At 50.5% G+C, this 23,146-nt stretch carries 23 protein-coding genes and 1 tRNA gene; 10 read left to right on the forward strand and 14 right to left on the reverse strand.

Going from position 1 to position 23,146, the window contains the following annotated elements:
- Window positions 1-57 precede the first annotated feature (57 nt).
- The 3 genes from CFLAV_RS11955 to CFLAV_RS11965 form a co-directional block, all read right to left on the reverse strand.
- Window positions 58-498: a thiol-disulfide oxidoreductase DCC family protein gene (locus CFLAV_RS11955; RefSeq protein WP_007414984.1), complete on the reverse strand. Its 441-nt coding sequence runs from the start codon at window positions 496-498 to the stop codon at window positions 58-60.
- A gap of 22 nt (window positions 499-520) precedes the next feature.
- A complete protein-coding gene (locus CFLAV_RS11960; protein ID WP_040548216.1) occupies window positions 521-1,057 on the reverse strand; it encodes a GbsR/MarR family transcriptional regulator in 537 nt (178 codons plus the stop codon).
- 67 nt (window positions 1,058-1,124) lie between these two features.
- Window positions 1,125-1,559: a DUF309 domain-containing protein gene (locus tag CFLAV_RS11965; protein WP_007414986.1), complete on the reverse strand. Its 435-nt coding sequence runs from the start codon at window positions 1,557-1,559 to the stop codon at window positions 1,125-1,127.
- Between the two features lie 286 nt (window positions 1,560-1,845).
- Between CFLAV_RS11965 and CFLAV_RS11970 the strand changes: the two genes are divergently transcribed.
- Genes CFLAV_RS11970 through def form a run of 3 tightly spaced genes read left to right on the forward strand, consistent with a single transcriptional unit; the run spans window position 1,846 to window position 4,554 of the window.
- Window positions 1,846-2,766, forward strand: coding sequence for a ParB/RepB/Spo0J family partition protein (locus CFLAV_RS11970; protein WP_007414987.1), 921 nt, complete (start codon window positions 1,846-1,848; stop codon window positions 2,764-2,766).
- 48 nt (window positions 2,767-2,814) lie between these two features.
- Window positions 2,815-3,936: a PfkB family carbohydrate kinase gene (locus tag CFLAV_RS11975; protein ID WP_007414988.1), complete on the forward strand. Its 1,122-nt coding sequence runs from the start codon at window positions 2,815-2,817 to the stop codon at window positions 3,934-3,936.
- A 42-nt stretch (window positions 3,937-3,978) separates the two neighbouring features.
- Window positions 3,979-4,554 carry a peptide deformylase gene (def, locus tag CFLAV_RS11980; RefSeq protein ID WP_007414989.1) on the forward strand — a complete coding sequence of 192 codons (576 nt, stop codon included), beginning with the start codon at window positions 3,979-3,981 and terminating at the stop codon, window positions 4,552-4,554.
- Between the two features lie 26 nt (window positions 4,555-4,580).
- Here the strand turns inward: def and rpoN are convergent, their stop codons facing one another.
- Window positions 4,581-6,077, reverse strand: coding sequence for an RNA polymerase factor sigma-54 (gene rpoN / locus CFLAV_RS11985; protein WP_007414990.1), 1,497 nt, complete (start codon window positions 6,075-6,077; stop codon window positions 4,581-4,583).
- A gap of 155 nt (window positions 6,078-6,232) precedes the next feature.
- Here rpoN and CFLAV_RS11990 point away from each other — a divergent pair, with 155 nt between their 5' ends.
- A complete protein-coding gene (locus CFLAV_RS11990; protein ID WP_007414991.1) occupies window positions 6,233-7,150 on the forward strand; it encodes an MBL fold metallo-hydrolase in 918 nt (305 codons plus the stop codon).
- 66 nt (window positions 7,151-7,216) lie between these two features.
- Window positions 7,217-7,873: a DUF4339 domain-containing protein gene (locus CFLAV_RS11995; RefSeq protein WP_007414992.1), complete on the forward strand. Its 657-nt coding sequence runs from the start codon at window positions 7,217-7,219 to the stop codon at window positions 7,871-7,873.
- A 16-nt stretch (window positions 7,874-7,889) separates the two neighbouring features.
- On the opposite strand, the gene CFLAV_RS12000 is transcribed toward CFLAV_RS11995, so the two are convergent.
- From CFLAV_RS12000 to CFLAV_RS12010, 3 genes are all read right to left on the reverse strand, one after another.
- Window positions 7,890-9,344, reverse strand: coding sequence for a [protein-PII] uridylyltransferase family protein (locus tag CFLAV_RS12000; protein ID WP_007414993.1), 1,455 nt, complete (start codon window positions 9,342-9,344; stop codon window positions 7,890-7,892).
- Between the two features lie 120 nt (window positions 9,345-9,464).
- Window positions 9,465-10,922 carry a [protein-PII] uridylyltransferase family protein gene (locus CFLAV_RS12005; protein ID WP_007414994.1) on the reverse strand — a complete coding sequence of 486 codons (1,458 nt, stop codon included), beginning with the start codon at window positions 10,920-10,922 and terminating at the stop codon, window positions 9,465-9,467.
- An 11-nt stretch (window positions 10,923-10,933) separates the two neighbouring features.
- The gene (locus CFLAV_RS12010) at window positions 10,934-11,929 is read right to left on the reverse strand and encodes a glycosyltransferase (RefSeq protein WP_007414995.1); all 996 of its coding nucleotides are present in this window, start codon (window positions 11,927-11,929) and stop codon (window positions 10,934-10,936) included.
- A 128-nt stretch (window positions 11,930-12,057) separates the two neighbouring features.
- Between CFLAV_RS12010 and sufT the strand changes: the two genes are divergently transcribed.
- A complete protein-coding gene (gene sufT, locus CFLAV_RS12015) occupies window positions 12,058-12,606 on the forward strand; it encodes a putative Fe-S cluster assembly protein SufT (RefSeq protein ID WP_007414996.1) in 549 nt (182 codons plus the stop codon).
- Window positions 12,607-12,727: 121 nt separating this feature from the next.
- Window positions 12,728-12,803: transfer RNA gene (locus CFLAV_RS12020), tRNA-Ala, on the forward strand.
- Window positions 12,804-13,041: 238 nt separating this feature from the next.
- On the opposite strand, the gene CFLAV_RS12025 is transcribed toward CFLAV_RS12020, so the two are convergent.
- Window positions 13,042-13,500 carry an Hsp20/alpha crystallin family protein gene (locus tag CFLAV_RS12025; RefSeq protein ID WP_007414997.1) on the reverse strand — a complete coding sequence of 153 codons (459 nt, stop codon included), beginning with the start codon at window positions 13,498-13,500 and terminating at the stop codon, window positions 13,042-13,044.
- 284 nt (window positions 13,501-13,784) lie between these two features.
- On the opposite strand from CFLAV_RS12025, the gene CFLAV_RS12030 reads away from it, so the two are divergent.
- The 3 genes from CFLAV_RS12030 to CFLAV_RS12040 all read left to right on the forward strand — a co-directional run bounded on the left by CFLAV_RS12030 (window position 13,785) and on the right by CFLAV_RS12040 (window position 16,553).
- Window positions 13,785-14,699, forward strand: a complete 915-nt coding sequence (locus CFLAV_RS12030) for an SRPBCC family protein (RefSeq protein WP_160164567.1) — start codon at window positions 13,785-13,787, stop codon at window positions 14,697-14,699.
- A 129-nt stretch (window positions 14,700-14,828) separates the two neighbouring features.
- A complete protein-coding gene (locus CFLAV_RS12035) occupies window positions 14,829-16,004 on the forward strand; it encodes a zinc-dependent alcohol dehydrogenase (RefSeq protein ID WP_007414999.1) in 1,176 nt (391 codons plus the stop codon).
- Between the two features lie 57 nt (window positions 16,005-16,061).
- Window positions 16,062-16,553, forward strand: coding sequence for a DUF6789 family protein (locus CFLAV_RS12040; protein ID WP_007415000.1), 492 nt, complete (start codon window positions 16,062-16,064; stop codon window positions 16,551-16,553).
- A gap of 11 nt (window positions 16,554-16,564) precedes the next feature.
- Here the strand turns inward: CFLAV_RS12040 and CFLAV_RS12045 are convergent, their stop codons facing one another.
- The 6 genes from CFLAV_RS12045 to CFLAV_RS12070 form a co-directional block, all read right to left on the reverse strand.
- Window positions 16,565-18,328, reverse strand: coding sequence for an ABC transporter ATP-binding protein (locus CFLAV_RS12045; RefSeq protein ID WP_007415001.1), 1,764 nt, complete (start codon window positions 18,326-18,328; stop codon window positions 16,565-16,567).
- Between the two features lie 350 nt (window positions 18,329-18,678).
- Window positions 18,679-19,416 (reverse strand): TIGR04290 family methyltransferase, encoded by a 738-nt coding sequence (locus CFLAV_RS12050; protein ID WP_007415002.1) that lies wholly within the window; start codon window positions 19,414-19,416, stop codon window positions 18,679-18,681.
- The gene (locus tag CFLAV_RS12055) at window positions 19,413-20,264 is read right to left on the reverse strand and encodes a sugar phosphate nucleotidyltransferase (RefSeq protein WP_007415003.1); all 852 of its coding nucleotides are present in this window, start codon (window positions 20,262-20,264) and stop codon (window positions 19,413-19,415) included. The genes CFLAV_RS12050 and CFLAV_RS12055 overlap by 4 nt, the downstream gene beginning before the upstream one ends.
- 3 nt (window positions 20,265-20,267) lie before the next feature.
- Window positions 20,268-21,365: a CgeB family protein gene (locus CFLAV_RS12060; RefSeq protein ID WP_007415004.1), complete on the reverse strand. Its 1,098-nt coding sequence runs from the start codon at window positions 21,363-21,365 to the stop codon at window positions 20,268-20,270.
- The gene (locus CFLAV_RS12065; protein ID WP_007415005.1) at window positions 21,362-22,627 is read right to left on the reverse strand and encodes a CgeB family protein; all 1,266 of its coding nucleotides are present in this window, start codon (window positions 22,625-22,627) and stop codon (window positions 21,362-21,364) included. Before CFLAV_RS12065 ends, CFLAV_RS12060 begins: the two co-directional genes overlap by 4 nt.
- The coding region (locus CFLAV_RS12070) for a CgeB family protein (protein ID WP_007415006.1) at window positions 22,624-23,146 on the reverse strand (523 nt) is incomplete at its 5' end. The genes CFLAV_RS12070 and CFLAV_RS12065, both read right to left, overlap by 4 nt.

Raw genomic sequence — 23,146 nt, forward strand, 5'->3', positions numbered from 1 at the left:
CCTTGCGTCCAAGTCGCCAACGGTATTGGATCGGGTTGATCCGCGCGGCGAGATGGATCATGGTAATTCGAAAAATGCACTGGTGATGCTGTGCTCTGGGGCATGCTTTGCATCGTGCTGTGGGAGTCTGCAAACCTTGCCTATGCAGTTGCGACGTTTCGCCAATGTTCGATAAATGGTGCGAAAAGCCAGGAGCATACCTGGAAAGCGTGAAACTGCATAAATAGGAAATGCCCACCAAATCGTTCGCGCGATTTCAACCACTGCATCCGCTCCACCGATGTTTTTCCCATCTTGATTAAGCAACCGCATTTCATCCGGCAGTTGGCCTTCCTTCAGCCCGAGTTCCTTTCGAACCCATTCCACGTGAAAAGGAACGAGCCTGAAACCGCGACCTCGGAGAATTCGATAGGTGCGTCCCGCCCATGTGCGGCACAAAGCACAATCAGCATCGTAAACCACCCACCCTTTATATCTTTCTGTAATTTCCGTATTCACAGAAATCCTTTCGTAAAAAATTTTACTTCGCGGATAATCCCAAAAGCTTTAACCCTTTATCACCCAGTTTGGCGAACTTTGCCAGTGCACTGGCTGGCCATTGGCGAATCTGCGTGTACCAATTGCTGGTGGTCTCGAAAAAATCGGAAAGCTCCCTGAGCCGTTCCTTCGTGTACGGGTCCTTTTCCTTCTCCTGCTCACTTTCGGCGATACACTCGCGCAGCATGGCGAGAGTCGGGTCGATTTCCCGCCGCTTCCGCTCGTCCAAAACCAGGCGAAACATTTCCCACACATCCTTCATCGACTCGAAATGATCCCTCTTATCCCCCAGGACATGAACCATTCGAATGATACCCCACCCTTGAAGTTCCTTAAGGCTGGTGCTCACATTCGAACGAGCCACTGACAGGGTTTCGGCGATATCTTCAGCGTGCAAGGGTTTGGGTGAGATGTAGAGCAGAGCATGAATTTGCGCCACAGTGCGATTGATGCCCCAGCGAGTGCCCATCTCCCCCCAATGGAGGATGAACTTTTGTTGAACTGTTGATAGAGCAGGCATATTCACCTATTTCTGTCTATTCAGAAATTACCATAACACGAAGCGTCACGTCAACAATTTTATGTGGCTACTGAATCTTCACGGAACCCGTAAGATATAGCTTGGGCGAACTGGTCGAGTTTAAAGGATTGCTGCTGAAGTTCGCGGCTTCGAGTTTATAAACCCAATCTTCAATGAGTTGCAGTACAACTGACAAGTCCAGTCGTTCATGCACTGCCGGATATTTTTGCAGATTGGCTTGAGCCAATTTGAACAGTGCAGCCGAAGGCTTGAGCCGGTTTTTCTGTAGATGCACAAAGGCGCCGGCAAGCTGAATCATACCCTTATGAAATGAGTAATTCGGCCCTTTTCTATCGACCAGCCAAAGTTCTTCCAGGACATCGTGAGCTTCGAAGTACAAACCTTGATTGAAGCATTCAAAATAACCGAGGTAATGTGCATCCAGCTCCTGGCCTCGGCAGGCCTCGATTAACGCTGCAATCTTCGCGCTCTTTTTGCTCATTCAAAAACTCTAATCCATCTGCTTCGTTTGCCGCAATACCAGCTTAAATTTCTGACAATTACCTTATTGCGGGTAGTTTACGTCATTCGTGGATGGTTCGTCTAAAGCATGCTCGCTGGGCGCATTAATCCATGAAGCATTAGCGGAGGTGGCATTCCGGGGCTGCGCGGATTCGCAAAACCAAGTGTTTTTCCATCGGATTGCGCTGGCATTGAGCTGCGTCTGACCTGTTTAGACCAACCGGCTAAAGTTGACAACCACCCCCACCCTGCGACACTCTGAGCTTATGGCAAAACCAGCTTTGGGCCGCGGTCTCGGCGCACTGTTGGGAGGCTCCAATACTCCTGGAAAGCCTACCACCTCTGCTCCAGCGGCCATTACGACCAGCGCAGCACCCGTGCCCGACACGCGGGATCGAGTGCAACGCATTTCTTTGAATCGCATCCGTCCCTGCTCCTTTCAGCCTCGGAAGGCGTTTTCAGATGAGGCTTTACGCGAACTAGCCGACTCCATCAAGGAACAGGGTATCGTTCAACCCCTGATTGTTCGTGATCGGGGCGACCACTTTGAACTCATAGCCGGCGAACGTCGCTGGAGGGCCTCTCAATTGCTCGGCTTGGCGGAAGTCCCTGTAATCGTGCGCGAGGCTGACGATAAGTCAGTTTTGGAACTGGCCCTAATTGAGAACCTGCAGCGGGAAAACCTTAATCCACTGGAAGAAGCCCAGGGCTATTCACAGCTCATTGAGCAATTCCAACTAAAGCAGGATGATGTCGCCACTAAAGTAGGCAAAAGCCGCGCCGTCGTCGCGAACGCGCTCCGGTTGCTGAAACTGGCTCCCTCCATCCAGGAGCTAATTCGTAATGGCAAGCTTTCCGTAGGCCACGCGAAAGTTATTCTGGGGCTTCCCAGCGAGAAATTACAAAAGCAAGCCGCTGACAAAGTCATCAGAGACGGCTTGAACGTCCGCCAGACGGAAACACTGGTGGCCCACCTTCAGGCCTTGGGCCGTGCGACCACCAGCACTCCACCCTCGCCCGTCGCACCTGATGCAAATATTTTGGACCTGGAAAGCAAACTGCGCGAACGCTTTGGCACCAAGGTCCGCCTGAAATATGCCCAGGGCAAAGGTTCACTGGAGGTCGCCTTCTTTAGTGATGACGAATTGGAAAGGCTGCTGCAAATCGTCGGTGTAAAGGTGGATTGATCCTCGCGACTTTACCTGCATTTTAAAATACGCAAAAATTATCCCTTGATGAACTCGCCCGAACTACGTGACCGTTGTGCACAGCAGTTGCTTGCTGCCAGCAATCGCCCTTCAACACTTTCCGCCTTCGTTGGCCTTGATGGCTTTGTCGATGAAATCATTCATGTTGTAGATAAACGTGAAAACGCCGAGAACTATCAGCGTCTTCCCACCATAGCCAAACTCGCCGAACGCCTGCACGGAGCGGCGGGAATGAGCACCAACATTGAGTTGGTAAATCAGGTAATTAAACTCGGTGGTAATGGCCCCATCATGGCCAATGCCCTGGCAAGCTTTGGATTGCGTGTCACCTACCTCGGCACGCTTGGCTATCCCACCTTGCATCCGGTCTTCTCAAACTTTGCCCAACAGGCGGAGGTCTATTCCATCGCTGAACCCGGACACACGGATGCCCTCGAATTTGAAGATGGCAAGATCATGCTGGGCAAACATTATCCTCTGAAGGATGTAACCTGGCCGAATATACAGGCGCGATTTGGCCGGGAGAAATTCGAATCCAAATTTAGGAGTGCTGATTTGGTGGGATTTGTCAATTGGACCATGCTTCCATATATGAGTGATGTTTGGGCTTCGCTTCAGAAAGAGCTCTGCCCCGCTCTGAATGGCAGACGGCGCACCATGTTCATTGATTTGGCTGATCCTGAAAAGAGAACCAGGGAAGACATTTCGCGTGCGCTTCAGTTGATTGCAGGCTTTGAAAAATATTTCGACGTGGTGCTCGGCCTGAATGAAAAGGAAGCTGTCGCAATTGGTGAGGTTGTGGGGGTAAAAACAAGTGATCATTCACCCGAGGGCATGGCCAAACTGACCGCAGAGATAAATCGTTTGGTCCCCGTTAGCACAGTGGTTGTGCATCCAGTTACCTATGCTCTGGCCTCAAGCAAGCAGGTTGTATCATTGGTTGAGGGACCGTACGTGGCCAAACCCCTCATCACAACTGGTGCGGGTGATCATTTCAACTCCGGGTTTTGCCTGGGCAAATTACTCGGTTTTGAAAATGAACTTTGCGTTTTACTCGGTGTAACCACCAGCGGTCACTATGTGCGCACCGCCCACAGCCCCGGCATCAAGGATCTGTTACAGATGCTACAGAACTGGCCTGCAAAATAGGGATTGGCCCAGGCATTTACATCGATACTATCACATCAGCAAATGAGCTTGAAAGTTATCAAATATGGCCACCCTGTTTTGCGTAAAAAGGGTGAAAAGGTCACGCGAGTGACTTCGGAGATCAAACAGTTCATCAAGGACATGTTCGAAACCATGTATGAGTCTCGTGGCATCGGCCTGGCAGCGCAACAGGTCGCCAGGGCGGTCCAAATTACCGTCATCGATGTTCGTGGAATCACCGATCGTCCCTCCACGCTTGAGCTCAATGGCAAGCCAGCCAGTGTGGAGAAGTTTATGCCTTTGGTTTTGATTAACCCGGAAGTAAAACCTGTCGGCCCGAAGGTTGCAGGCACAGAAGGTTGCCTCAGTTTTCCAGAAATTTTCGCCGAAATCACCCGACCGGAAACGGTGGATGTGGTTGCGATGAATGAGAATGGCGAGCGTATCGAATTCCGGGCCGGCGGATTGCTGGCTCGCGCCGTGCAGCACGAAACCGATCACCTCAATGGAATTCTATTCATAGATCGGATGGACACGGAAACGAAACAGGAACTCAAGCCCGAGTTGGAGGAGCTTCAGGCACGCACGAAGGCAGAGCTGAAAAAGTCAAAGGAATAAGGCTTTAAGGCCTGTTCCGCTTTGGCTTAATATACCTTCCGTAAATTGGAAGGTAGAATGTTTAATTCGCTGCGGTATTTCGCAACGGTACGGCGGGCGATTACGATTCCCTTTTCCTGCAGCATTTTGACGATTTCCTGGTCTGAAAGTGGCTTGGTTGTGTCTTCCTTCTTGAACATCTCCGCAATCATGTCCTTCACGCTGGTGTTGGACAGACCTTCGCCGGAAGCAGTCTGGATGCCTGCGGTGAAGAAATACTTCATTTCGAAGATGCCTTGCGGTGTCTGCATGTATTTGCTGGAGACAGCACGACTGACCGTGGTTTCATGTACCCCCACGGCTTCTGCCACTTGCACCATCGTCATTGGTTTCAGCAGGGAAACGCCTTTTTCCATGAACTCGCGCTGACGTTTTACGATTTCAATGGCTATGTTGAGAATTGTTTGCTGCCGTTGATGCAGACTCTTGATGAGGAATTTTCCGGCGCGAATCTTCTCGCGAATATAATTGATTACCTCGGAGGAGTTACCCGATTGCGCCATGAGATCCTTGTATGTGTTGCTGATGCGCAAATGAGGAATCTGCTCATTATTGGTGGTTACCACAAAGTCATCTCCGACCTTGTTTACAAAAACTTCAGGGAGAATGTATTGGTGGTTATCCGCCAGAAAAGCCCGGCCAGGACGAGGCTCCAGCCGTCCGATGCTGGCAATTGCCTCCTGCACTTCATCTACCTCCAACCCCAAACCGCGGGCAATCTCCGGTATGCGCCTTTTGCCCAGCGCGTCCATGTAATCACGAATGATCTTGTATTCAATTGATTCCTGATCACCTGCTCGTTCCAACTGAAGAAGCAGACACTCACGCAGATCTCTGGCACCGACTCCTGGAGGATCAAACGTCTGGATAACCTTCAGAACTTCCTCGATTTTGACCGCCGGGATATTGGTGGAAAAGGAAAGCTCATCAATGTTCGCCTTGAGATATCCGTAGTCATCAATATTGCCAATGAGCATCTCCCCAATCGGCCGCAAATCTTCAGGAAGACCGGATTCCCGAACTTGTTCCAAAAGCACCTCCTGAAGCGAAGTTCCGGCCACCAGGGAATCGAACATGAACTGCCGTTTCTCCTCTTCATCAGCCGACTGGCGTGTAGGAGCATTGGTTGAGGCGTAATGATCGCGCCACTCCTGATCGAGTTGGGATAATTTCTCAAACTCCGCCAAAAACTCCTCGGTTTGAGGATCGGCCTTTTCCGTCGCCGGATCAAAAGTCACATCTGCCGGCGGCTCTGTCGGATCAACGGCTTCAACCTGTTCTCCATCATCTGTTTTTGCCCGCTCAGACTGATCCGTTTCCGGGGCCGCCACTTCCTCAAGGACCGGATTTTGCTGCAATTCGGTTTCCACCAACGCCTTAAGTTCGAGCGTCGGCGCTTGCAATAATGCCAGTGACTGCTGCATCTGGGGCGATAACACCAGTGACTGCGTCAGGCGCTGTGCCAGTTGTAAGCCTTGTGCCATGTAAATAGATTCTAAGGAATAATCCCAATAGCTCAAGCATGAACTGGTCTGATAATTGCTTTAGCCGCCTTCGTGCCATACAGTGATTTGTGATTGTCAATCCTAAATTAATTGTCTCGGGAAAATAAATTCGACCCGACGCCAGGCTAAAGAGCATGCAAAAAGCATTCTCCCGATGGAAAAAAGTTGCTCCGCCCCTTTGGCACCCTTACGGTCAGGCTGTGGCCGTTCAGTTGACCATTCTTGGAAGCGGATCAAGCGGTAACTCCGCCTATTTGGAGACCGAGGATGCCCGCATTCTTATTGATGCGGGATTCAGTGTCCGCCAGATTCGCCAGCGCCTGGCTACCATTGGCCGGGCACCCGAAGGCCTTTCAGGGATTCTTATCACGCACGAACACACGGATCACATTAACGGCTTGTTGGGCCTGGCCACGAAACTGAACATTCCCGTTTATTGCAACCGCCTTACGAAAGACGCCATCGAATACCAATTTCAAACCAAGCTTGATTGCCGTATTTTTGGAACCGGCAGCAGCTTTGAATTGGGCGATGTGATTATCGAAACTTTCAGCATCCCCCACGATGCCAGCGACCCGGTGGGATTTTTTATGCGTACCACCGCCGGCCAGATTGGCTTTTTGACCGATCTCGGGCATGCCACCAAGTTGGTTCTGGAGCGCGTGCGTGCGTCCAATGTTCTGGTGCTTGAATCCAATCACGATCTCAAACTGTTGCAGGAGTCCAGCCGTCCCTGGAGTTTGAAACAACGCATTGCCGGGCGCCATGGGCATCTTTCGAACACAGAAGCTGCTGATGCTGCTGAAGTAATCATGTCGGCTGACCTGCGGCACCTGTATTTGGGCCATCTTAGCCGCGAGTGTAACCGCCCTGAAATTGCGGAACGCACGATGCACGAAAAATTGCAGAAAATTGGCGCCACTCATGTCCGCATCGAGGTGACATCTCAAGACCTCCCCTGCTCAACTTTGACACTGGTCCCTCCGGCACCATTAGCCGCACCCCAACCACCTGTTCAGTCCCCGATCCAGATTCAACAGACATTGTTCTAGGTCAGGTCTGGTTAATCGTTTTTCCATTGCAGTGATTGAACCGTTGCCCCAATCTCAAAAATCTTTATGGAATGGTTTTACTCGCGCAACGGTCAGAAAACAGGGCCGGTGATTGACGCTCAATTTAAATTGTTGGTTAGCTCAGGACAAATTACTTCAGAAACGTTGGTATGGCGGGCTGGACTACCAGGTTGGTTACCCTATGGCAGGCTCGATGCCTCCGTTCCCCCTCCAATACCTCCTCAGCTACGAATTTGGCACAGTAAAAAATTACTGGTTATGGACCATAGTGCCCAACTGCCGGATCGTTGCATAAAATGTAACGCTCAGTCCAAAATCCGGTTGAAACGAAAGCTCTACTGGCACAGCCCCGCCTATTATTTACTAATTGTTGCCGGCGTGCTGGTTTATGCGATTGTCGCGATGGCCATTCGAAAAACTGCTGTCATTGAAGTCGGGCTATGCGATCTCCATTCCACAAAGAGAAGAAACGGCATCTGGATAAGTTGGGGCATATTTGCCTTGTCACTGGTTTTGATCGGCTTTGCAATTAGCCTCAAGAATGGATGGCCCGCACTTGCCGGGGGAATCGGCATTCTGGCGTCATTGGTTTACGCGGCCATTTCAAACACAACTGTCCATGCCAGCAGAATTGACGAACGTGTGTGGTTAAAAGGTGCCTGCGCCGATTATCTTTCCACTTTTCCACCAACCCAAAAGTAAATCAGAGGGTGTCTGACTATTCAGATACCAAAACTTTCTCGTAAACCTGGCGAATAGCACTGCGTATTCTCTGCAATTCCTTGCGAAATTCCTCTGGAGAAAAAAAACCGCACCTAATGGATACACGATAAAAAGGAGCCTCTTCCGTTGGCAGGACGGTTTCACCTTCAAAACTCCAGCGTCTTAAGATTCCTTCAATGCGACGAAGTTTCTTATAGTTTTCAATCAACAGGTGAGCGTCCTGCTTATCAATGACACCGTTGTCCCTGCCCTTTTCGAGCGCCTTAAGAGTATTCGGTTCCTGCCAACCATTCGCCAAACAGAGCGTCTGGGCTATAAACTCCGCATCCATCAATCCACCAAGCCCGGTCTTAATAGCCAGGGTATCCTGACCTGCCGGCGTGCGCTCCTTTTCGATGCGATAACGCATGTGCCGAATCTTTTCCTTCCACGCCGGTACGTAAGCGACCAAACCAGATTTGGTTTTTGCTGAGGCTCCAGGTTTGGCTTTCTGCAATTTACTGTGCTTCTTCGAAGTCCGTTTCGCAGTTTCCACGAAATTAGCAGCCACATTCGCTGGACGAAAATCTGTCAGGACCGCAACTAACTCCTGAAAGCGTCGGCCCAATTCCATATCTCCTGCCACAGCACGGATCCTGGAAATCGATTGAATCTCCCACAATTGCGCGCGGTGCCGATAATAATCCTCGTATGCCTCCAGGGTGTTAACCAGCAAACCCTTCTCTCCATCGGGACGCAACCGGGCATCGGTCAGGAAAACAATTCCTTGTTCTGTCCTTCCCGAAAGCATGTCCATTACCTCAGTCGCCATTTTTTGAAGTTTAGGCAGATCTTTTGGTGAAACATCAGTGATGAAGGTGATGTCCAGATCCGAACCATAATTTATCTCGGAGCCACCCAGCTTGCCGAGTCCGACAATCACGAACGGCGAACTTCTGATTTTATGTTTACGCAAAACCACTTCCAATGCGTATCGGAGACACGCATCAGCCAGACCGGAAAGTTCGGTAAGATTCTGTTCGAAATCAGCCAGACCAAGAATGTCGCGCAACCCAATTCGCATCAGTTCAGCTTGATGGTATCGACGCAGCCAGAGTCGCTGGTCAGGATCATCCTTCCCATAACGAAGATCAACCAGTGTTTCCTCGGAGCTTTTCCGCTGTCGCAAGCGACCACTCATAACCAACTCATCAACGAGATCGGGTGTCCGAATCGCCACCTCGGCCAAAAACTCAGACCGGTCGAAAAGCAGCAGGAGCAGCTCGAAAATGGAAGGGTTGCTATTCCATAGCTCAAACATGGTTGATCGAGCGCCATAAGCAGCGATAAAGTTGTCGAGGCGGGTTAGGACCCGGTCGGGATCGGACAATCTTCTTTCAATTACTTTTCTGTCGGCAGGCTTTTTGTCCGGCTTGGGACAAAGTGCAAAAAACCTGGGCAATAACTGCATAGCCAGATCCACCGTCCGGTTACTGACATGCACGTATCCCGGGCCATAAACAAATTCACCCAGTAGTTTGAAAGCTCGGTCAATCTGTTTGAAGGAGTTCCTTTCCAGAATCGCTTTCCATCAGCTTCGGCCTATCGAATTCGCGAGGCAAAATCTCCTCCGGCTCCGCGCCCTCAGATTTAAGTAATTTACCATAAATCCGGCGGACGTTTTGGGTGTGTTCTTTCGGGCAGATTCAAACTCCTTCAAACTCGAGTAACCCATCAATCCGGCCAGACATTCCTGTGCCGCTCGCGATACTGGGATGGTGTGAGTCTGTAGGTTGTTCTCCATTTGGAGGCGATGCTCCACGTCGCGCAGGAAATAGTAGGCTTCCTTCAAAACCTTGGCTTCGGCAGAGGGAAGCAAGTCGTAGCTTACCAGTTTGTCCAGAGTTGGAAGAGTTTGTGCACCTTGCAAAAAAGGAATCCTGCCGCCGTTTATCAGCTGAAGCGTTTGTGCAACGAACTCAATTTCTCGAATCCCACCTCGTCCGAGCTTGACGTTGCGGTCCAGTTCGCCGGCTTTGACGACCTCCGTTTCGATGCGATCCTTCATTGCCGCTATTTCTCGAATAACTCCTCCACCCAATGAGCGCGGGTAGCGGAATGGTTGAATCATTTCGAGGAATTCCGCGGCCAGAGCCTGATCCCCGGCCACACAACGGGTTTTTATCAGCATCATCCGCTCCCAGGTTTGTCCCCACTGCGCATAGTAATTCTCATAACTACCCAGAGACCTGACGAGCGGTCCGGCGTCGCCTTCAGGTCGCAAGCGCAGATCAATCCGATAAAGTGTGCCTTCGGCGGTCATCCGGCCAACTTCTGCAATGAACGTCTCCGCCAGACGAATGAAAAATTGATGGTTTGAAAAACTTCCGGAAACCGCTTTCGGCTTGGCTGGAGGAGCCTTGAAAACTTGCCCTTCGTCGCTATAGACGAAAATCACATCCACGTCAGAGCTGTAGTTAAGTTCCTGGCCACCGAGCTTACCCATTCCAAACACACAAAACCTGGTCGGAAGCCAGCGACCGTCCATGTCCTGATGGTAAGGCTGGCCCAGTCTTTCGATGAGTTGTTGATTACAGATTTGAAAAACGGTGCTCAGGCAGACGTCGGCCAGATCGGAAATCTCGCGCGTAATTTCGACCACTCCACCCAATCTGGCCAAATCCCGGGCGGCAATGCGCAAAGTCTCCCGTTGCTTGAAAAGGCGGAGTTGTTTGAGCCCCCCCGAATAATCCTGCGCCTTCAGCAGAGGCGTCATCCATTCGTTCACCTCCCGCCGCAGGCCCTGCTCGCGGCGTGCAAACTGCAAATGCTCAGGAGTCAGAACCGAAATCAATTCAGGATTTGACACCAACCATCCGCTGAGTGCCTGGGAACCACTCAATAATGCGCAGACAATTCGGGCCTGTTCCTCGGAGGCGTTTTCCAGGCTGCTGACTGCGTTCGTGGCAGCAAGAAGTCCCAGCTCATGCCTTGCTCTTTGTGGGACAGGACTGGACTTGATGGCTTTTTCCCAAACCGGATTCTTCATGACCAAAATAATTACAACTGAATTCTTTCGAGCACAACTTCCACCTTGGGCCGGGCTTCAGGACTTTTTATAGGTTTGAAGAGTGCGCGCAGAAAACCGATCCCATATAGAAGATGCGTTAGGAACATAAAGGGAATTGCACAGAAACTCTTTAGGATTCCTCCCTTGCCAATAAGAGCCATCGCCTGAACGATCAGTGCCAGCGCGTAGACTCCCAAGGGCACCAAGGCCATTTTCGCGAGTAAGGATGGCAGCCGGAAGGAAAATGCGAATAACACCATATAGACTGCCAACAGTACCAGATAAATACAAAATAATGGCGGAACAAAATTGGGTGCGGAACCCATCGTGGGATGCAGCTTGAACTGCTCCGCCCTGCCCCGCCCGTAGTTCAGCAACATTTTGCAAAATGCTTTGAGATCATGCCGAGGCCTGCGATAGACGATATGCTGAGGATCGTAGAGCAACTTCCCGCCACGTTTTTGTACCTCATCCATCAAGGCATTTTCCTCATTGGGATATAGCGACTCGTCAAAGCCTCCCAGTTCTAGCAGAGAATCTTTTCGTGCAATCAAATTGCAAAGAATCAATTCCTTCTCACCAGATTCTCGAACTTTGCCCACGGCGGCATATCTGGCACGACTTGGTCCAAAAGCGAGGAAGCTCGCATGGACCAAAGCAAATACTTGTTCGATGAATGGAGCGTCTGGCGGACACAAATTGGGTCCTCCGACCATTTTTACCAGGGGATCGGCAAAAACGCCGATCGTTTTACGCAAGTTTTCGCGTGGTGGAACAGAGTCGTCATCCAGAAAATAAATAAGTTCCCCTTGGGCCGCACGGATGGCCTGGTTGCGTTGCACTGAAGGTTGCTTTCCGCGCGCCACCAGAATCTCAAGTCTATCTCTTGGATAATCCAACTGACGCCCGGCAACAACAGCTTTGATCTCCGCCTGGCCGGGCCTGGCGGCAATCACAACTGTCACACTCGGAAGCGTTTCGCTCACGGCGCATAAACTAAGGCGCACCCCATAAAGTTCAAGGTTCAAAGTTGGCAGACAGAATACTTGGCACCCTCATCAACTATCCTTTACATTAAAGAATCTTCAGCCTGAGTGGCTGACACCTGAATTTTATGCATAATGTTACCTCGGTTGAACTAACGCGGGATTGTGAAGCTGTTCAAATTCCCGTTGGCACAACCGTTACCTTGCCGTCCGGGACCCCCGTCGATATCACGCAAACTTTAGGCGGAACATTTACTATTCACGCCCGGGGCGGACTATTTCGAGTCGCATCCAAAGACGCCGATGCTTTGGGACTCCAAAATGATTCCCAAGCTGCTCCAGCCAGCCCGGAAACTCAAGGTTCTGTGGATGAAAAGCTTGTTTGGGAGACGCTAAGATCCTGTTACGATCCTGAGATTCCGGTCAACATTGTTGACCTGGGCCTGGTGTATGACCTGCATATTGAACCCATGACATCAGGGAATAGCCTGGTTTCAGTCAAAATGACGTTGACTGCTCCTGGTTGCGGTATGGGCGGGGTTATTGCTGGTGATGCACAGCAGAAGATTTTGAATCTGCCTGGAGTTGAAGAAGCGGTGGTTGAAATTGTCTGGGATCCTCCCTGGCATCAATCCATGATTACGGAACAGGGCCGTAAGATTCTTGGTTTGGAGTAAAGAGTAAATTCTTGTTCAGAGACCTGAGTTTAATAGCCTTGATGAGTATTTCTCGGAAAAGGTGGACAATTTGTTTTGACAAACATTCGTCCCGCCAATAAATTTTCGCCGCCCTTTGGATGGGGTCGTAGCTCAGTTGGTAGAGCACCACAATGGCATTGTGGGGGTCAGGGGTTCGAATCCCCTCGGCTCCACCATCCTTTTGTTCAATGGTTTACGTTATTTCCATCTGCAAGTAACAATACATCCGCTGGTGATCTGCCATATCACTGGTGTTTAAGGGTGTGTTAAACGCAAAACGCGGGGATATTGAGGCTCTCGGCCTTTTTATCCAGTCGGTTTATAGAATTCCCCCTCATTAGCACATCGCTGTTTGCCTGGCGGCTGTGCACTGGCACTTCGCGCGAGAGCAACCGTCGCCAGGCGGTTGGCGCGTTACTCCACTTTGATTTCGATCTGTTTGCGTTTGGCCTCCGTGGTCTTCGGGCAGGTGATTGTCAGGACTCCGTCCTTGTATTCGGCTTGGATCTTATCTCCTTCCACCGGTACCGGCAGAACGATGCCCCTTTGGAAGCGGCCAAAATAACGCTCGGCCCGATAGCCTTCGGTGCCTTCGTACTCAATCTCTTCCTTGCGCACACCGGCAAGGTTGAGCATGGTTCCAGAAACGGACACGTCAATGTCCTCTTTCTTCGCGCCCGGAAGTTCGGCTTTCACCACGACGTTGTCTTTGTCCTCATAGACATCAACCACGGGGATCCATCCTGCATCAAAGAGAGGCATAGTGGATGTCAACCACCCGTCAAAAGGCTTCTCAAGCAGCCAATTAATCTCGTCCTGCAACCGACTCAGTTGCCGCAACGGCGACCAAGCCAGTGACACGGGGGCCAGCACATTTGTATTTGGTTGTTCACGTTTTACAAGTTTAGTAGGTACTCCTTTCTTTGTGATTCTTCTCGATTAAAATATATTCTGCTCAAAAGCGGTCGCAAGGGTTGGTATAAGCCTTCACAAATATCTTTATGGCGGCAGTTCAAGTGGGCGCTGGAGAATATCTTTCCCTCTCTGGGTTCATCACCCCTGTTGATTTGACGGACATTAAAGCCGTATTTGAGTCAAGGATGGGCAAAGTTTTCGAGTTCGAAAACGCATTAATTCTGAAGAGGGAGAGGAATATCATGGAATCATTTCAAGTAGCAAATAATGTCGATGATGCCACTGAGCGACTCGCACGCAGATTGGGGTGGTTCAGCATTGGATTGGGACTGGCGGAAGTGCTGGCACCTCAGGGTGTGGGGAGATTGATTGGAGCGGACGAAGATCAAAAAGGAACTTTGCGAGCATTTGGTTTGCGGGAGATGGCCAGCGGGTTTGGCATTCTGAATCAACGCCGGCCTCAAGTGTGGCTTTGGTCGCGGGTTGCGGGAGATGCGATGGATTTGACGTTTTTATTGAAGCAGATGGGCTCGGCGAATTCAAAAAGGAACAGGCTGGGTGTGGCCACTGCGGCAGTGCTGGGTGTCACCGCTTTAGATGTGATATGCAGTCAGCGGGTAACCCGCAGTCGGGCGAAGAGCGGCGCCATTCATGTGGAGAAGAGCATTACCATTAATCGTCCACCCGAAGAATTATACAACTTCTGGCACAATTTCGAAAGCCTGCCCCGCTTCATGAATCATTTGATATCAGTCAAAGAAACCGGAGAAAATCGCTGGCATTGGATAGCCAAGGGACCGGCAAGATTCAATGTGGAGTGGGATGCAGAAATCGTGGATGAAAAACCTAATGAGTATATCGCCTGGCGATCACTGGAGGGGGCTGATGTGGACAACGCCGGGGCGGTGCACTTTGAACCTGCGCCGGGTGGACGCGGGACGGTGATACGAGCAGTGATGGATTATCGTCCGCCAGCAGGAATTCTCGGCGCACGATTTGCGAAACTGTTCGGGGAAGAACCGGAAATGCAACTGAATGTTGATTTGCATCGCTTCAAGCAGATGATGGAAACGGGAGAAATTCCAACCACGTCTGGACAACCGGCAGGACGCTCCCGGAGCACTTCCTGGAAATTTGACGACTTTATTCGGACATGAACAAGCTGCCGGAAGCCGCCTTATCAAGGAGCAATATCAGCAGGCTAACCTGAAACGATCCAGGGAAAGTTGTTCTCCAATCTGGAGGAAACAAGCATGACTTAACCAATTTAAACGAAGGAAAGAGCGATGAAAGCAAATTGTTGGTATGGGAAAAACGATGTGCGGGTGGAAAATGTTCCTGATCCACAAATTCTTAATCCACGGGACGCCATCGTAAAGATTACCTCTTCAGCAATCTGTGGATCTGACCTTCATCTTTATGACGGTTATGTTCCGACCATGGAAAAGGGAGACATTTTGGGCCATGAATTTATGGGTGAGGTGGTTGAGTTGGGGAGCGCGGTAAAGAATCTAAAAGTGGGAGACCGGGTGGTGGTTCCTTTTCCGATTGCGTGCGGGAACTGCTTTTTCTGCCAAAAGAAAATGTTCTCCCTCTGTGAAAACTCCAATCCAAATGCTGCCCTGGCAGAAGAAATGTGGGGACACTCACCGGCAGGAATTTATGGTTACTCACACCTGTTGGGAGGATATGCCGGTGGGCAGGCACAGTACGCCCGTGTGGCGTATGCGGATGTCAACCCGATCAAGGTTCCAGAGGGAATGCCAGATGATCAGGTGCTGTTCCTGTCCGACATCCTGCCCACAGGTTATATGGCAGCAGAGCAATGCGACATCGAGCCTGGAGATACGGTGGCAATCTGGGGATGCGGACCAGTTGGCCAGTTCGCAATCAAGAGCGCATACCTGCTGGGAGCGGAACGGGTGATAGCCATTGATCGCTTTCCAGAAAGATTGAAAATGGCAGAGGAGAAAGCCGGAGCAGTGACGCTAAATTATGAACGTGTGGATGTATATGACGCCCTGGAGGAGATGACTGGGGGTCGCGGCCCCGATCGTTGCATTGATGCGGTAGGCATGGAAGCCCATGCCCATGGCCTCGCTGGCGCTTACGACCGGGTGAAGCAGGCCGCCATGCTGGAAACGGACCGGCCGATTGTTCTGCGCCAGGCTATCATGTCGTGTCGCAATGGAGGCACCGTGTCAGTGCCCGGAGTGTATGGGGGCTTTTTGGATAAAGTGCCTTTTGGTGCGATCATGAATCGTTCATTGACTATCAAGACCGGACAGACCCATGTGCAGCGTTATATGCGCCCGCTGCTGGAGAGAATTCAAAAGGGGGAAATTGACTCGACTTTCGTAATCACTCATCACATGAAGCTTGACGAGGCACCACACGGTTATGAGATATTCAAAAACAAGGAGGATAATTGTGTGAAGATTGTGCTGAAGCCTTGGAGCTGATTCGCCAATCGCCTCGGCTGACTTCCTTGAAGCTGGCTGACAAGCAGATTTCATGTTATGGACAGGAAGCAAAGTTCCCGCTTGATTCAAGGTGCGGTGGCCGGTGGTCTCGCCACGATCTGGATGAGTTTGTTCATGTTCGGCTCCAAAAAGCTGGGCATTCAGGGAGAACATCCGCCAAAGCGTATTGCCGAATTTGCTTTCGCCCTCGCAGGAAGCGAGCAATCCGAACAACAAAAACTGAAGCTGAATGCTTCAGCTGTCGCTGCACATTTAGGATTTGGCATGGTGGCCGGCGGGGCTTTTGCCTTGATCCAACCAAGGTCTTCTTCAAAGAAGCTACAGATTCTCCATGGTATCGGTTATGGACTTCTGGTATGGGCTGCAAGCTACAAAGGTTGGATTCCGGCTTTCAATATTCTACCGCCACCGGAACGTGATCGGCCCGGTCGGGTAAAATCCATGATAGCAGCACATATGGTCTATGGTGCGGTCCTGGCTAACCTCATGAAAGGTGAACCTCGAAAATCCACCGTTTTATTACGCTAACAAATTTTTTCCTATGTTTTCGTCGCGAGTGATTGACTCCATTCGCCTTCATTATGGATAAGTCCACCCGTTTGGCGCTTTACTAAAGCAGCATAGTATCCGCCCAATTTCATTAGTTCTGCATGGGTTCCTGATTCGACAACCAATCCATGTTTGAGGACGATAATGCGATTGGCATTCACCACAGTGGAAAGGCGATGCGCGATGACAAACGTCGTGCGCTCCTTCATCAAGCGATTCAAGGCCTCTTGCACCAGAGCTTCTGATTCTGCATCCAGGGATGAAGTCGCTTCATCCAACACCAGGATGGGCGGATTTTTGATGAGCGCACGCGCAATAGTAATCCGTTGTCGTTCACCAACGGAAAGCCGACTACCACGTTCTCCCACCATCGTTTCATAACCCTCGGGCAGGTGAGAAATAAAGTCATGAGCATTGGCTGCCTTGGCCGCCGCTTCTATCTCGGCCAGTGAAGCCTCAGGGCGCCCGTATGCGATGTTATTACGGACCGTGTCGTTGAACAGAAGCGGGTCCTGCAACACTGTGCCGATATTGGTTCGCAAAGAGCGTTGTTTCAGTTTTCTCAGATCCTCTCCGTCCAGATAAATGGCACCCTCATCAGGATCGTAAAAGCGCATTAACAAAGCCATGAGAGTGGTCTTGCCGGAACCGCTCGGGCCTACGATGGCCAAGGTTTCACCAGACTTGACGACCAAATCTATCCCACGCAACAAGGGACGCGAAGCTTCTTCATAACGGAAATGCACGCCTTTAAAGATGACCTCGCCTTGCACATGTATCACTTCCCTGGCATTGATGGCATCCCCCAAATGCTCCTGTTCATCAAGAATGGAGAATATTTCATCCAGAGAGACATAAGCCTTTTGTATGGTTTGGTAGATGCCGGTTAATCCTTGAACCGGGCCGAAGAGGCCGCCAACGTAACCCAAAAAGGCTATTAACGTGCCCACGGTTAACTTTCCCTGCACAATAAGCATCCCTCCAAAGGCAACTGCCGCGATGCGTGCAGCCGTGACAACCAGGTTTGTGGCTGCTCCAACTCCGGCATCAATACCGACCCCACGGACCACAATTTGATTTGCCTCGTGAACATCTTCAAGGAACCGCCTTTTTTCAGCTTCCTCCATGGAAAAGCTGCGGACAGTGACAATGCCCGATAGAACTTCGTTAAAGCGAGAGTAGATGCGGGACCATCTATCAAGGAGCCTTCGCTCGCGGCGGTTTTGCTCGGGGCCTGCAAACGCCGCGATGGCGGCGGGAAGAGGAAGAAAGGCCAGGACTAAAAGAGCCAGCTTCCAGTTTAAATAAAACATGATGACCAGGGAAATCAGCAAATAGAGAACCGCTGGAAATATATTAAACAAAATTTGACTGACAGCCCCGACGAATCCTTGAATGCTTCGGTCCAGTTTAGTCATGATTGCCCCGACACCTTCTTTGCGGTGAAAACTTAAGGGCATACGATGGAGTCTCTCAACGGTTGAATCCAAGAGATTGTAATGCAGGCCGAGTCGACAATGCCAGGTCATCTGGTTGGAGAAAGCTGTGGCAATTTCACGAAAGATACCCAACCCCACCAAACCGCCTATGCCAATCATAAGCGAGCGCATTAGCTGATGGGTGGTCAGGTTATCAAAAATATACCTTAGAACAAGTGGTTCGATGGCATTGATCACTGCCACCAGTAAAGTAAGAAGCAAAATGCCCAAAACGGCTTTCCTGAAAGGAAAAGCCAGCTTTAATGCCCGCCGCATTCGGCCACGTACTTTGGATGCTCTGTTTTTTCCTCGATCATTCACAAAAAAACTGTAATTGAGAAATTTTGGAGTCTTTTTCTGCCAGCGGAGTCAGTGCGCCAAAGCCTAATACTGAAATAACTGCGCATATTCAAACTTTCCTCATTTGAACGCGAAATCAAATATTTAGCGATAAACAGAAGTCATTTGCAGATTATTTCATGATTAGATTTGCAATTCCCGGGCCCGCCTAAATCTTGCGAGTTTGGATCAAATTTAAGGCAAAAGGATTTGGCAGCTTTCCAATCGGGTTGGCGCGTTTCAATTTTTCGCACACAGACTAAAGGATCAAAACTACAGATATCGCCTCATTGCTTACGGCGGCAAACAAATGTCTCGGCTTCAGGATGCTCCACAATCTCAAAGCCAGCACTGCGAAGCATGGCTTCCGAGCAGGCACAATTAGGTATCCACCAATTAGTTGCATCATTTGCATATTTCTTTTCCACAAAATGCAATATTGGATAGCCCGGTGCGTTGAAGACCTCTGTTTCCCAGAATGAGTAATTATCCTTGATTGGTTCAATGGTGTTGCTGCCGCGCTGCATGGATTGAAAAAGCAGCACATCCTTAGCCACATGTTCGTAGATCAAATCTAAAGCAAGCAAGGGATGGCGCAGGTGATAGAGAACTCCCATGAAAAGTACCAGATCAAACTTTTCGCCTAATTGCCCAAGGTCATAGACTGAAAGTTTTTGGAATTCAACATCCACTCCACATACCTCAGCTGCAAATTTCGCTTGATCAAGATAGCAGTCGTCATGATCGATACCGAGTACGCGGTCGGCTCCGCGTCGTTTCATTTCAATCGAGTAAAAGCCAGCGTTGCAACCGATGTCCAGCACTGTTTTGCCACTTAGATTCCTGGGTAATATGTCAGCAATACTTTGCCATTTGATGCGCGGATAATCTCCAAGGAAATGGTCCGGCGCAGTTGAAACACCTTTAAGATCCAGGTTATGAAACCACTTGCCCAGTTGCTTAACTCTGAGCTGAATTTCATCCTGAGTCAGAACGTTGGGCAGAGTAGAAGTTACGTTTTTCATCGTCGCGTTTCATTCATTTCCGGATTCCGAGACTTGCTTCTCAATGCTGAGCGGCATTGCCGTGGTGATCCTTTTTTTACTGACGTTACCCGCGATCGAGCCCGGCAGTGAGCCGCGCCCGCCAGAGGTTTCCCGGTGAGAAGCTTGATGGCCTCCCGATATCCATGCAGTGTGCCGACATCTACATAGGCCTCTCCCGCGTGGACTCCGTATGCCTCTCCTCCCTGAGCCAGGAAGGCATTTACCAGAGTACCCATGTATTCATCCACACATTCACGATCGCGCCATAATTGAAAGAGCTTGTGCAGCACGAAGCCGGGCATTTTGAATGCACCCCAAATCCAGGGAGATGCCGCATTCTTTTGTTTCACCTGGATTTCTTTGACGTGATTTTCTTCGTCAGTGACAACTGCATCAAAGAATTCGGGACGTTTTGCCGGGAAAAGTAAAAATGAGAGAACATCATCGGGCAGATTGCTCAGACCGTCCGCTGGAAACCAAATTGTGTCGGGCAGGCCGATGAGAACCTGCTCCTCGGGTTGAATAAAAGGCAGTGCGCGAAAAATGGCGTCGCACAACCCGCAAGGCTTCGGTTGCACGACATAGCTGATATTTGCCGTCCCAAAACTGCCGCCATAATATTCCAGGATATCCGATTTGCCCTGTGAAATGACAAAGCATAGCTTGTCCGCACCGGCGGAGAGCATGCGCTCAACCAGGTATTCGCTCACAGCGCGAGGACGTTCGGTGTCACCGTCCAACCGGCTTCCCACCGGGAGCAACTCTTTTGAGAAAGCGAGCGGTTGAATCCTGCTGCCCGCGCCTGCCGCTGGAATAATACCCCACATGATTTATGCCTCCGTGAATTCAACGTTTGTTTTGTAGTGCAAAACAGATTCCAAAGCTGCCTCCAACTCCCTTGCACGATGATTTGCCGTGTATTGATCCAGTGTTCTTTGCTGCGCAGCTGTCGCAATTCTGGAAATTTCCTCCTCGGACATTTCCAGGGCGTTGATGGCGTCTTGAGTCTGGTTTGCAACAATGATTTCTGAACCGGGTTCGAAAAATTGATCTAGCCCCGACCACCAGTCGCTGAGTATTGCCGTGCCACAGGCTGCGGCCTCAAAAAGCCGTCCGGATGGACAAAATCCCATTTCAGCCATGGCTCGGCGCGTGACGTTTAGGGTGATACGGGAGGAGGAATAAAAGACCGGGTGCTCAGGTGGCGGCAGATGGTGGACAAAATAGATGTTGTCGGTCCAAGGGAATTGTTCCGGATACATGGCTCCTGCTATGACAAATCTCTGGTTCCTCAAACTGCGGGCCGGTTCAATAAGAAGACAATGGAGGCTGGTTTGCCGGTCTTCAGCGTAGGTACCGATGTAAGAGAGGTCGGCGCGGTATGTCTGGACTGGGGGCACCCGATGATGAGCTTCCGGATCTACGCAGCCGTAGAGGGGGGCGACGCGACGTGCTCTGAGCCTCGTTTTGAGTTCCTCCAGGGCCGATCCTCCTGTGTAACTCAGGACCAGATCGAAATCAGCAAAACCCTGCGGAGGTATATAGGACACCTCCCTGCCATTCTTCAAAGCATGCAAAGTCACCGGGGTATCGAGATCGTAGAAAGTTTTTAATGTGACGGTCGAGGAAAGAAGAAGTTCGCAGGCGGGAATACTGTCCGGGCAATAGGAAGTGACCATGCCTACGTCTGCATCCGAGAGTTCAACTTTTGCAGTTTGCATGATTTTTTCCCATTCAGCATAGAGAACCAACTTCATGCCTGGAATCTCGCTCAGGTCGCGATGGTTCGCGTAGTAAGGAACATTCCTTTCAAAAAATACCACTTGATGGCCTCTTTTCATCAAGGCGCGACATAGGCTGCGCCATAAGGTTGCATGGCCGTTTCCCCAGGACGAACTGATCGTAAGCCCAAAAATAACCAGTTTCATGAATGGTCCTCTAGTTGTTTAGGTTTTGAAACCAACTGCTGAATATATCCCTCCAAAGCGCGTGCTCGATGCGCTGCGGTGTGTTCAGCCAAAACCCGGCGCCGTGCACGTTCACCAATCTGGAGACGTTCGCATTCCGGCAGGTCGAGAAGGTATTGCAAGGTTTCGTTGTCTGATTTTGCAACGAGCAGTTCCTTTCCTACGGCAAAGACCGTGCTCAAACCATTCCAGTAATCACTGATGATCGGGGTACCGCAGGCCGCCGCTTCAAAGAGCCGCACACTCGGTGAAAATCCTGCTTCCACCATCCGTGTGCGGGTAACATTGAGTGCAAACTTTTGGGCGTTATAGAAGCTTCGGTGTTTGCCTGGAGGCAGATGTGCAATGCGTTTGACATTCCGAGGCCATTCAATGGTCCCGGGGAACTGCGGCCCGGCAACCACAAAGCGGCCCTCCCTCCATTGTCGGGCTGGCTTGATCAGCAACGATTCCAATGCCGGTTGGCGATCCTCACTATATGTCCCCATATAAGCGAGATCCCATCGTGCTGAAGATGATTCTGGAAAATAAAGGTCTGGATCTACGGAACAGTAAAGCGGGCGAGCCATGGGCGAGCCAAATTTCTCCTCTATTTTTTCAAGCATCGGGCCACCGCTGAAGGAAAGGTAAAGATGATACCGGGGAATGAGGGCTTTGGAAAGATAGTCTAGATCACTATTACCCAGACGGCTGAGCGTTACTGGCGTATCGATGTCATAAAAGGCCGTGATGCCTCCTGCTAATTTGGTCACCCACTTCCCAATCATGGCGCCTTCCTGAACGTAGGAACCCAGCATCACGCAGTCCGCTTCTCGAATGTCATTTGTGAACCGCCGCTTTAGCTCCGTGATGTTTTGATAAAGTGCAGTTTTACAGTAAGGCGGGTTCGGAAGGTCCCGATTCGAGGCATACCACTCAACATTCCGTTCCAGAAAAAGCACCTGGTGTCCGCGGGCGGCCAGCTCACGGATTAGACTCCGATAAGTGGTCGCATGTCCATTGCCCCAGGATGAAGTAATCGAAAGCCCCAGTATAACAATGCGCAATGGCCTGATTTGCGAAAGCTCTGATAGCCGGGTGATTCGCGCCCCAACTTTTCCGTGTCCATTTTTAAGCCGGGCATTTGACCGAGTGCTTAGCTTCCGAACGGAATTTCTTGCAGATTCCGAATGATTGGCAGTCGTCACCGTTTCATTCATGACTGTCCCGGATACGCTGCTCATGAAGCCACCTCCTGATATTTTCCGGCGAGCAAATTCTCCAGTTGAAGGGCACGGTGTGCGTAGGTGTGCTCAGAAAGGATGCGACGCAACGCTGCCCTGCCAATCGAATGCGCCCTTTCGGCAGAGAGCTCGGAAATATGTTGAGCAACTTCATCACCATTTCTCGCGACTAAAACTTCGCTGCCCGGTTCAAGGAACAGGGCAATGCCCTCCCAATGGTCTGTTATAAGGCAGGCTCCGGCACCCGCTGCCTCAAACACTCGTGTTGGGGGAGAAAAGCCATATCGGGCCATGCTCTCTCGATTCACATTAATGACAGCTTTTGGCGTACGATTGAAGGCATTATGGTCACGTGTGTAGACATGTCCGACATAACGAACGTTTTTGGATTTTGGCTTGTCATCCCATCCATTGCCTCCAAGGAGGAAAGAATGGTTAGGCATTTTTTGGGCAACCTGAAGAAAGAATGCTTCCACCCTGGTTTCACGATCTGGCAGACGGTTGCCGAGGAAACCTAGA

The organism is Pedosphaera parvula Ellin514, assembly GCF_000172555.1.
GTDB lineage: Bacteria > Verrucomicrobiota > Verrucomicrobiia > Limisphaerales > Pedosphaeraceae > Pedosphaera.

What these genes read in the sequence shown, in the direction of transcription:
- CFLAV_RS11960 (WP_040548216.1), bottom strand. Translation starts at nt 1,057, where the DNA reads ATGCCTGCTCTATCAACAGTTCAACAAAAGTTCATCCTCCATTGGGGG.
- CFLAV_RS11965 (WP_007414986.1), bottom strand. Translation starts at nt 1,559, where the DNA reads ATGAGCAAAAAGAGCGCGAAGATTGCAGCGTTAATCGAGGCCTGCCGA.
- CFLAV_RS11970 (WP_007414987.1), top strand. Translation starts at nt 1,846, where the DNA reads ATGGCAAAACCAGCTTTGGGCCGCGGTCTCGGCGCACTGTTGGGAGGC.
- CFLAV_RS11975 (WP_007414988.1), top strand. Translation starts at nt 2,815, where the DNA reads ATGAACTCGCCCGAACTACGTGACCGTTGTGCACAGCAGTTGCTTGCT.
- def (WP_007414989.1), top strand. Translation starts at nt 3,979, where the DNA reads ATGAGCTTGAAAGTTATCAAATATGGCCACCCTGTTTTGCGTAAAAAG.
- rpoN (WP_007414990.1), bottom strand. Translation starts at nt 6,077, where the DNA reads ATGGCACAAGGCTTACAACTGGCACAGCGCCTGACGCAGTCACTGGTG.
- CFLAV_RS11990 (WP_007414991.1), top strand. Translation starts at nt 6,233, where the DNA reads ATGCAAAAAGCATTCTCCCGATGGAAAAAAGTTGCTCCGCCCCTTTGG.
- CFLAV_RS11995 (WP_007414992.1), top strand. Translation starts at nt 7,217, where the DNA reads ATGGAATGGTTTTACTCGCGCAACGGTCAGAAAACAGGGCCGGTGATT.
- CFLAV_RS12000 (WP_007414993.1), bottom strand. Translation starts at nt 9,344, where the DNA reads ATGCAGTTATTGCCCAGGTTTTTTGCACTTTGTCCCAAGCCGGACAAA.
- CFLAV_RS12005 (WP_007414994.1), bottom strand. Translation starts at nt 10,922, where the DNA reads ATGAAGAATCCGGTTTGGGAAAAAGCCATCAAGTCCAGTCCTGTCCCA.
- sufT (WP_007414996.1), top strand. Translation starts at nt 12,058, where the DNA reads ATGCATAATGTTACCTCGGTTGAACTAACGCGGGATTGTGAAGCTGTT.
- CFLAV_RS12030 (WP_160164567.1), top strand. Translation starts at nt 13,785, where the DNA reads ATGGAATCATTTCAAGTAGCAAATAATGTCGATGATGCCACTGAGCGA.
- CFLAV_RS12035 (WP_007414999.1), top strand. Translation starts at nt 14,829, where the DNA reads ATGAAAGCAAATTGTTGGTATGGGAAAAACGATGTGCGGGTGGAAAAT.
- CFLAV_RS12040 (WP_007415000.1), top strand. Translation starts at nt 16,062, where the DNA reads ATGGACAGGAAGCAAAGTTCCCGCTTGATTCAAGGTGCGGTGGCCGGT.
- CFLAV_RS12045 (WP_007415001.1), bottom strand. Translation starts at nt 18,328, where the DNA reads ATGCGGCGGGCATTAAAGCTGGCTTTTCCTTTCAGGAAAGCCGTTTTG.
- CFLAV_RS12050 (WP_007415002.1), bottom strand. Translation starts at nt 19,416, where the DNA reads ATGAAAAACGTAACTTCTACTCTGCCCAACGTTCTGACTCAGGATGAA.
- CFLAV_RS12055 (WP_007415003.1), bottom strand. Translation starts at nt 20,264, where the DNA reads ATGTGGGGTATTATTCCAGCGGCAGGCGCGGGCAGCAGGATTCAACCG.
- CFLAV_RS12060 (WP_007415004.1), bottom strand. Translation starts at nt 21,365, where the DNA reads ATGAAACTGGTTATTTTTGGGCTTACGATCAGTTCGTCCTGGGGAAAC.
- CFLAV_RS12065 (WP_007415005.1), bottom strand. Translation starts at nt 22,627, where the DNA reads ATGAGCAGCGTATCCGGGACAGTCATGAATGAAACGGTGACGACTGCC.